At 44.5% G+C, this 8,545-nt stretch carries 6 protein-coding genes; 4 read left to right on the top strand and 2 right to left on the bottom strand.

All coding sequences use genetic code 11. The features are described 5' to 3' along the window. Positions 1 to 144: 144 nt before the first annotated feature. Positions 145 to 1,083 (top strand): glutathione S-transferase family protein, encoded by a 939-nt coding sequence (locus tag AB4209_RS02140; RefSeq protein WP_372054655.1) that lies wholly within the window; start codon positions 145 to 147, stop codon positions 1,081 to 1,083. Positions 1,084 to 1,165: 82 nt separating this feature from the next. Here AB4209_RS02140 and pta read toward each other — a convergent pair whose 3' ends face one another. Together pta and AB4209_RS02130 are read right to left on the bottom strand one after the other, a co-directional pair. Beyond that, entirely contained in the window at positions 1,166 to 3,331 is a 2,166-nt protein-coding gene (gene pta, locus AB4209_RS02135; protein WP_017069189.1) for a phosphate acetyltransferase, read from the bottom strand. Positions 3,332 to 3,478: 147 nt separating this feature from the next. Continuing rightward, on the bottom strand, positions 3,479 to 4,675 hold the full coding sequence (locus AB4209_RS02130; protein WP_010437209.1) for an acetate kinase: 1,197 nt from the start codon (positions 4,673 to 4,675) through the stop codon (positions 3,479 to 3,481). Between the two features lie 341 nt (positions 4,676 to 5,016). On the opposite strand from AB4209_RS02130, the gene yfbV reads away from it, so the two are divergent. The 3 genes from yfbV to AB4209_RS02115 all read left to right on the top strand — a co-directional run bounded on the left by yfbV (position 5,017) and on the right by AB4209_RS02115 (position 8,455). After that, positions 5,017 to 5,469 (top strand): terminus macrodomain insulation protein YfbV, encoded by a 453-nt coding sequence (gene yfbV / locus AB4209_RS02125; protein WP_017062168.1) that lies wholly within the window; start codon positions 5,017 to 5,019, stop codon positions 5,467 to 5,469. Between the two features lie 302 nt (positions 5,470 to 5,771). Next, positions 5,772 to 6,737: an ABC transporter substrate-binding protein gene (locus AB4209_RS02120; RefSeq protein ID WP_017062167.1), complete on the top strand. Its 966-nt coding sequence runs from the start codon at positions 5,772 to 5,774 to the stop codon at positions 6,735 to 6,737. A 251-nt stretch (positions 6,738 to 6,988) separates the two neighbouring features. Then, on the top strand, positions 6,989 to 8,455 hold the full coding sequence (locus AB4209_RS02115; RefSeq protein ID WP_229647109.1) for a sensor domain-containing diguanylate cyclase: 1,467 nt from the start codon (positions 6,989 to 6,991) through the stop codon (positions 8,453 to 8,455). The last annotated feature ends 90 nt before the right edge of the window (positions 8,456 to 8,545 follow it).

Raw genomic sequence — 8,545 nt, 5'->3', positions numbered from 1 at the left:
AGGCCTCCTCCTACTCGATTATCTAAAGATCCATATTAAATAAGCTTCATCAAATAATTCGAACAACTAAGCCAACTTCTTCTAGTTTTGAAAAAGTTGGCTTTTTTTATACTAGAGAAAAGCTTGGATGACAGAGGTTTGGATATGGGTAAGTTAGTTGAAGGTGTTTGGCACGATGTGTGGTACGACACCAAAGAAAGCGGTGGTAAGTTCGTTCGTGAAGATGCGGGCTTTCGTCACTGGGTGGAGAATAAACCGGGCGCGCAGTTTGAGCCGGAAAGCGGCCGTTACCATCTATACGTATCGTTAGCTTGCCCTTGGGCGCACAGAACCCTTATCTTCCGCGAGCTGAAAGACCTAACCGATCACATTGACGTGACAGTCGTTTGCCCAGACATGATGAGTGAAGGTTGGCAAATGGGGTTACCTGAACCTCTGTTTGGTCATACCCGAATGCACCAAATCTACACTCAAGCCAAACCGGACTATTCAGGTCGAGTAACGGTGCCTGTGTTGTGGGATAAGAAAACCAACACCATTGTGAGTAACGAGTCGTCTGAAATCATTCGCATGTTTAACTCAGAGTTTAATGAGCTAACGGGTAACACCGATGATTACTACCCGTGGGAGTTGTCCAAGAAGATTGATGAGTGGAATGATTATATCTACCCAAACATCAACAACGGTGTTTATCGTACTGGCTTTGCGACAACACAAGAAGCCTACGAAGAAGCTTATGACGCCTTGTTTGAAGCCCTAGACAAAGTAGACGCTCACCTTAGCGAACATCGCTATTTAGCGGGTAACGAGATTACAGAAGCGGATTGGCGCTTGTTCACTACTCTGGTTCGATTTGACGCGGTTTATGTTGGGCACTTTAAGTGTAATAAGCAGCGAATTGCTGACTACCCACATATTCAAGGTTACTTAAAAGAGTTGTACCAAATAAAGGGTATTAAAGAGACGACCGATTTCTATCATATCAAGCGTCACTACTACTACAGCCACACTGGTATCAATCCGACTCAAGTTGTACCCAAAGGACCAGAGCTAGACTTAGAATCACCACATGGTCGAGGCTAGGCTTACCAAGTAGTTCCTTTACTCCAGACATAAAAAAACCCTAGATAAACATCTAGGGTTTTTGCTTTTTACAAAAGAAAAATTAGTTAATTACTTTTTCTTCAGCTTGTGCAGCTTGGTCTGCTTGGATAGCCGTTAGAGCTACTGTGTAAACGATATCGTCTACTAGAGCGCCACGAGACAAGTCATTTACTGGCTTGCGCATACCTTGAAGCATTGGACCGATAGATACTAGATCTGCTGAACGCTGTACAGCTTTGTAAGTCGTGTTACCCGTGTTTAAGTCTGGGAATACGAATACTGTCGCTTTACCAGCTACTGGAGAGTTCGGTGCTTTAGAAGCAGCAACGTTTTCCATGATAGCAGCATCGTATTGTAGAGGACCGTCGATCACTAGATCTGGACGTTTCTCTTGAGCAAGCTTCGTCGCTTCACGTACTTTATCTACGTCTGCACCCTTACCAGATTCACCAGTAGAGTAAGAGATCATAGCAACGCGTGGGTCGATACCGAATGCCGCAGCAGAATCTGCAGATTGGATAGCGATTTCAGCAAGCTGTTCAGCTGTTGGATCTGGGTTGATCGCACAGTCACCGTATACAAGAACTTGATCAGGCAGAAGCATGAAGAAGATCGAAGATACGATAGAAGCATCAGGAGCAGTCTTGATGATCTGGAACGGAGGAACGATAGTGTTCGCCGTTGTGTGAACAGCACCAGAAACTAGGCCGTCAACTTCGCCAGCTTCAAGCATCATAGTACCTAGGAATACTGAATCTTCTAGCTTCTCACGAGCAACAACTTCAGTCATACCTTTAGCGCCACGAAGTTCTACTAGACGAGCTACGTAGTTTTCGCGAACTGATGCAGAATCGATGATCTCAACGCCAGCGCCAAGCTCAACACCTTGCTGCGCTGCAACGCGACGGATTTCTTCAGGGTTACCTAGAAGTACACACGTTGCGATACCGCGCTCAGCACAGATAGCCGCAGCTTTAACTGTACGTGGCTCATCACCTTCAGGAAGAACGATGCGCTTAGCCGCTTTACGAGCAAATTCAGTTAGCTGGTAACGGAATGCTGGTGGGCTTAGACGACGGATGCCTTGAGTACCTTCAGATAGAGAATCAATCCAAGGGCCATCAATGTGGCTTGCAACGTGATCGTTAACGAACTCGATACGCTCTTTATCGTCTGCAGGAACTTCTAGGTTGAAGCTCTGTAGGTTTAGAGATGTCTGCCAAGTGTTACCTTGAGCCTTGAAGATCGGTAGACCTGAAGCGAATGCTGGTGCACAAAGGTTAGCAATGCTTTCTGGAATGTCGTAACCGCCAGTAAGCAGGATTGCGCCAATCTCAACACCGTTTTTCGCAGCAAGAGCCGCAGCAACGATAACGTCAGGACGGTCTGCAGAAGTTACTAGCAGTGAGCCTGGTTTGAAGTGCTCAATCATGTGCGGTAGAGAACGTGCACAGAAAGTGATGCTCTTAATACGACGAGTTGAGATTTCACCTTCGTTAACGATTTCAGCGTTAAGGTGCTTAGCCATATCAACCGCACGAGTTGCGATTAGATCGATGCTCCATGGCACGCAGCCAAGAACACGGATAGGGCTAGAGTTGAAGATTTGCATTACTTCAAGGTTCGCTTGCTGAGCGCTGTCTGCATCATCAAAGATTTCAGATAGGTCAGGGCGAGTACGGCCAGCCTCATCAACAGGAGCGTTAAGCTTGTTGATGATTACGCCTTTGATGTTTTTGTTCTTAGTACCGCCGAAGTTAGAACATGCTACTTCTATACGCTCTTTAAGCTGCGTAGGGTTGTCAGTACCAGGAGTCGCAACGAATACGATCTCCGCGCCAAGTGTTTTTGCGATTTCCGCGTTCACTTGGTTAGCAAATGGGTGCTTACGAGTAGGTACTAGACCTTCGATTAGCGTTACTTCTGCGTCTTTGTTGATCTTGTTGTATTGCTCAACAACTGACTCAAGAAGCTCGTCCATTTTTTCACTACCGATCAAAGCTTCAGCTTTAGTCATTGCGATTGGCTCACCAATCTTAATGTCGCTGTTTGCGCTGATGATAGTAGACGTTAGATCTGGTTGGTTACCACCGCTACGAGGCTGAGCGATTGGCTTGTAGAAAGAAACACTTACGCCTTTACGCTCCATAGCGCGAAGAACACCCATGCTAACACTAGTAAGACCAACACCAGCGCTTGTAGGGATAAGCATAATAGTACGGGACATTGACGAACACCTTTAACTATTGGAAATAAAAAAAGCTCAACTGCTATTCCCACCGATATTAAAATTGGGGTAGGAATAGAAGTTGAGCCCCATTTTCTTGATATGAAAAACTGACTAGCTTCGAGTGAAGCTAGTCAGGAAAATCAATTAAAGACCTGCTAGTTTCGCAGTGTCTTCAGCAATTACTAGCTCTTCGTTAGTAGAGATAACCATTGCAGGGATACGGCTGTTAGCTGTAGTGATAGTACCTTCGCCGCCGAAACGAGCTTTAAGGTTAGCTTCACCGTCAACTTCGATGCCGAAGATGCCTAGGCGGTTAAGAACCATTTCACGGATTGGGCCAGAGTTCTCGCCGATACCGCCAGTGAAAGTGATTGCGTCTAGACGACCTTCTAGAGTTGCAGTGTAACCAGCAACGTACTTAGCTAGACGGTGACAGAACACGTCCATTGCACGAGTTGCTTCTTCTTTCTCACCGTAGTTGTCTTCAACGAAACGACAGTCAGAAGTCACTTCAGTTAGACCAGCAAGACCAGACTCTTTAGTCAGCATGTTGTTGATTTCTTCAACAGAGTAACCAAGAGCATCGTGTAGGTGGAAGATAATCGCAGGATCTAGGTCACCACAACGAGTACCCATTACAAGACCTTCAAGAGGAGTAAGACCCATAGAAGTGTCTACAGATTGACCGTTCTTGATTGCACATACAGAAGCACCGTTACCTAGGTGACAGTTGATGATGTTAACTTCTTCAACTGGCTTGTTTAGTAGGCCTGCAACTTCACGAGTGATGAATAGGTGAGAAGTACCGTGCATGCCGTAACGACGGATGCCGTGCTCTTTGTACAGGTTGTACGGCAGAGCGTATAGGTAAGACTCAGAAGGCATTGTTTGGTGGAATGCAGTGTCAAAAACAGCAACGTTTTTAAGGCCTGGGAAGTTTTGTTGAGCCGCTTCAATACCGATAAGATGAGCTGGGTTGTGAAGAGGTGCGAAAGTCGCAGCGTCTTGAATACCCTTAAGCACTTCATCAGTGATAAGTGCAGAAGAAGTGAACTGCTCGCCACCGTGTACGATACGGTGACCGATAGCGCCAAGGTTAGCTTTAAGCTCAGGCTTAGAAGCAAGAATAGTTTCTACCATGAAAGATAGTGCTTCTACGTGAGCTGCGCCCGCGCCTAGTTGTGCTTCATGCTTGCCATCAAGTTTCCACTTCATACGAGCTTCTGGAAGACCTAGACACTCAGCAAGACCAGTTAGGTGCTCTGCACCTGTTTCTGCATCAACAACAGCGAATTTAAGAGAAGAACTACCACAGTTTAAAACTAAAACTAGCTTAGACATTAATGACTACCTGTTTATTTTTCTGATCGAAATCAGTTAAGGATGAAAATTAATCTCAAGAATAGTCGAAGCACATAGGCTTGCGTACTAACCTTGGTCAAAAAAACGTTAATTTCCGTATAAAGTGAAAGCGCTCTTTATCAAAAAGAGGCTTGTGCATTCCTTGCAGAAGTCTTCTCAAAGTTGCTTAAATTGTAAATAAGGGCAACAATGAGATTGAGGTCTGCAAATAATAGCGATATTGTGCAAATATAACAAAAAAATTTGAAAGAATATTATTTTTCGTCAAATTTTTGTGTTTTTAGTTGATGATTTCAACTTTTTTTTAATGGGAGACTCATATGAGCAATAGAGTTGGTTTAGCTAGTAGTTTAAAAGATGGCCAAAAGTACATGGATCTCTGGCCCGTCCGAAAAGAGTTAAACGCGATCTTCCCAGAACAACGCATTATTAAAGCGACCCGTTTTGGCGTGAAAGTGATGCCTGCGATTGCCGCTATCAGTGTTCTTACACAAATGGTCTTTAATAATTACCAAGCGATGCCACAGGCTGTGGTTATGGCTTTGTTTGCGATCAGCTTGCCGCTACAAGGTATGTGGTGGTTGGGCAATCGCTCAAATACACAACTTCCGCCGGCGCTAGTATCGTGGTACCGCGAACTGCATGAAAAGATCACTGAAACGGGTTTTGCGTTAGAGCCTATGAAGCCGCGCCCTCGCTATAAAGAATTGGCAATCATTTTAAATCGTGCCTTTCGTCAGTTAGATAAATCCTCAATGGAGCGTTGGTTCTAAAGAATCCCAGCTCTCCCTCTTGTCTGAGAACAACTATTCATCTTCTATAGCTTGTTCTCAGATTTGCTCCTCTTTTTGTTACCTCGCTTACTTTCCGTTTAGCTTACCTGTCCTTATTCACTTGGTTTCTTACCTTCCTCCGAAGTCAATATAACCTTTCTCACATAACTCGAGCCTTGTTGTATTTTTGTTAAATATCACTTCAAGTTATCAATGGTTACTGGTAATAATGTCAATAGTGATTTTGATGTTGTTCTCTTTGAGCGAGTAATGACGGGTAGAGCTTGATTCAGGGAGCGATAATGAGTTCTGTAAGAAAGGTATTGGCAGCGGTTTTAAGTTGCTTGATGTTGCTATGGACTGGCAATGCAATGGCAAACGTTGCCAAAGTGTCGGTTTCACAAGTTGTTGACCATCCAGATCTGAATGCGACACGTTTAGGGCTTCTTGAAGGATTGAGAGCCAATGGTTATGAACCCGGTAAGAACTTAGAATTCTCCTATGAAATGGCGAATGGTAACCCGGCTCAGGCAGCCAAGATTGCCAGAGAGCTCGTCAGTGAAAATCCACATGTACTTGTTGGTATCGCGACACCGACTTCACAAGCCTTAGTGTCGGCGACTCGCTCGATTCCTATCGTGTTTACCGCGGTTACGGATCCTATCGGCGCTAGGCTCGTTAAACAATTAGAAAAGCCGGGGCGTAATGTCACGGGGCTTTCTGACTTATCTCCGATCACTCAGCATGTGTCATTAATCAAAGAACTGCTCCCTGAAGCTAATTCAATCGGTGTAGTTTACAACCCAGCAGAAGCAAATGCCGTTGCGTTAGTTGGGTTATTGAGAAAGGCAACTCGAGATTTCGGTTATACACTTCACACCGAAAAAGCGCTGACTGTTGACGATGTCGAAGCAAAGGCAGAATCCATTGCTAAGAAGTCCGATGTTATCTATGCCTTGACCGATAATACGGTTGCAAGCGGCATGGAGGGTCTTATCAAAGCGGCTAACCATGCAGATACGCCAGTCGTCGCAGGCGCCACATCTTATGTCGGAAAGGGAGCGATTGCTGGTTTAGGTCTAGATTATTATGATGTTGGGGTTCAGACCGCGGATTATGTCGCAGCCATTTTGGAAGGACAGAAGCCCGGGAAGTTGAGTGTCAAAACTGCGCAGAGCTCTCAGCTGGTGGTCAACCTAGATGCTGCTCGTGAGCTTGGCGTGACAGTGCCTCAATCTGTGATTGAGCGTGCGGTCATTAGCCGGTGAATTGAGTTTGGTGTTAGGTGAGCTAATAGGCCATAAGTCATATTATTAACAGCATTGAAATGGGCTCAGATAACAAACTCACCTGCTCTATATGTTGGCGCTTCTCTATTTTATTCATTTGTAAGCGGTTATTTGACCGTTAGGTGTGTCGTTAATATCAATTTACATTATTTTACGTCGAGCGAATTGCCGATTAATGTAATAATATTAATGGGGAAAATGAAAATAGCTGAACGCTAAGAGCACATTATATGAAAGTAAATAGGCACTTTAGCCTAACCTTTGTTTTCGGGTTTCCCGCTGTGATCGCCGCGATGTTACTTGGCCTAATAGGAAAGAATCATTTTGACGCGGTAGAAAAAGATATCAGTAGTGAGTTTCATCGTATTGAAGATGTGTTCAAAAGAACCACAAAAGTGGCGACAGCCCTAGACTACAGCTTCTCCAACTATTATAAATCAGGAAACCCTCTCTTTCTTGATCACAACAAACATGTTGTGGATGGTCTTTGCCAAATCTGGCCTATTGATGTATTGCTACTTGCCGACGGTAAAACCTCAGACATTCCCTCTGTCGATATCGACTATATGCTAATTGGTCAAGAGTCTCTTTGTTCTGAAAGCAGTGATAGTTATAAGAGCGCGTCAGAAAAAATAGCGTTAGCTCCTATTCTTTCATTTTTATCCCAGCTTGATGAATACCATGCCGGCGTGCACTTTATTGATACGAGCGGCTATGTGATCTCTTCACCTGAAGGTTTTGCCAAAGGGCTGAGCAAAGAGTTACTCTCGACCATAAAGAGTCGTCCTTATTGGCAGAAAACAGCCAACAACCCTGACCAACTCACCCTTTCAGGCCCTGGTTATCGTTTTGATTCCCTTGACCGTATAATCAGTATGACGATCCCTGTATTCCATAAAGGCGTTCACCAAGGGATGCTGTCGGTGGATATTAATGCTGACAAGCTGCTCGCAAACTCGAATGAGCATCTTGCAGGTCGGATCGATATCATTGATACCACTTTAGCGACTCCGGTAGATTCTGCGGCGTTTTATCACGAGATCAAACTGGATGGTGTCTCGTCTCACCATGCGATGTATTACAAATTAGACATCGCGAAAGAGGTTGAGCACTTTTTCGTCTACGAGAAAGACAGCCTTATTGTTGCCATCATTGTGTATCTGTTCTCAGTAACCATCTTCTTCTACGTCAATTCCAATATTGAACGTGGTTACTTCAAAGATCTCGCAGCCAAAGACCCTATGACAGGGTTATTGAATCGTCGTGGCTTAGAAGCGTTCTGGCGCAGTGTAGAGCACGATCAACTGTTTGCATTAACCGTCTTCGATATTGATGATTTTAAGTCAATTAACGACACCTACGGCCACGATAAGGGGGATGATGTGATTCGTTATATGTCGCGTCAGATCAGCAACAGTATTCGAAGCAGTGACGTTGCAGCACGGTTTGGCGGTGAAGAGTTTGTCGTTTATATGAAAGGCGAAGATCGTGAAACTTTGATGAGAACATTAGAGCGAGTGAAGAATGCGATTTGTTCCACTTCAGCCGACATTATTCCAAATGGATTTACGGTGTCTGGCGGTGTCTGCATTGTTGAAACTGAGCAAAGTAAACTTAACTTCGATGAGATATTTAAGTACGCCGATGAAAAGCTGTACGTGGCTAAGACGACGGGTAAAGACCGTCTTGAATTTTAACCACGTTATTGAATCGATGCTTTGTATGAAAATGAAAATGAAAATGAAAGAGGGAAGAGCGAACGTGTCTACCAAGCAAAGCTTATTTGC

The sequence above is a fragment of the Vibrio sp. 10N.286.48.C11 genome, from assembly GCF_041469805.1.
GTDB lineage: Bacteria > Pseudomonadota > Gammaproteobacteria > Enterobacterales > Vibrionaceae > Vibrio > Vibrio crassostreae_C.
This window is presented reverse-complemented; position numbering and strand designations above follow the sequence as displayed.

Excerpts from the sequence above, each read along its gene's own strand:
- AB4209_RS02140 (WP_372054655.1), top strand. The coding sequence starts at position 145 with ATGGGTAAGTTAGTTGAAGGTGTTTGGCACGATGTGTGGTACGACACC.
- pta (WP_017069189.1), bottom strand. The coding sequence starts at position 3,331 with ATGTCCCGTACTATTATGCTTATCCCTACAAGCGCTGGTGTTGGTCTT.
- AB4209_RS02130 (WP_010437209.1), bottom strand. The coding sequence starts at position 4,675 with ATGTCTAAGCTAGTTTTAGTTTTAAACTGTGGTAGTTCTTCTCTTAAA.
- yfbV (WP_017062168.1), top strand. The coding sequence starts at position 5,017 with ATGAGCAATAGAGTTGGTTTAGCTAGTAGTTTAAAAGATGGCCAAAAG.
- AB4209_RS02120 (WP_017062167.1), top strand. The coding sequence starts at position 5,772 with ATGAGTTCTGTAAGAAAGGTATTGGCAGCGGTTTTAAGTTGCTTGATG.
- AB4209_RS02115 (WP_229647109.1), top strand. The coding sequence starts at position 6,989 with ATGAAAGTAAATAGGCACTTTAGCCTAACCTTTGTTTTCGGGTTTCCC.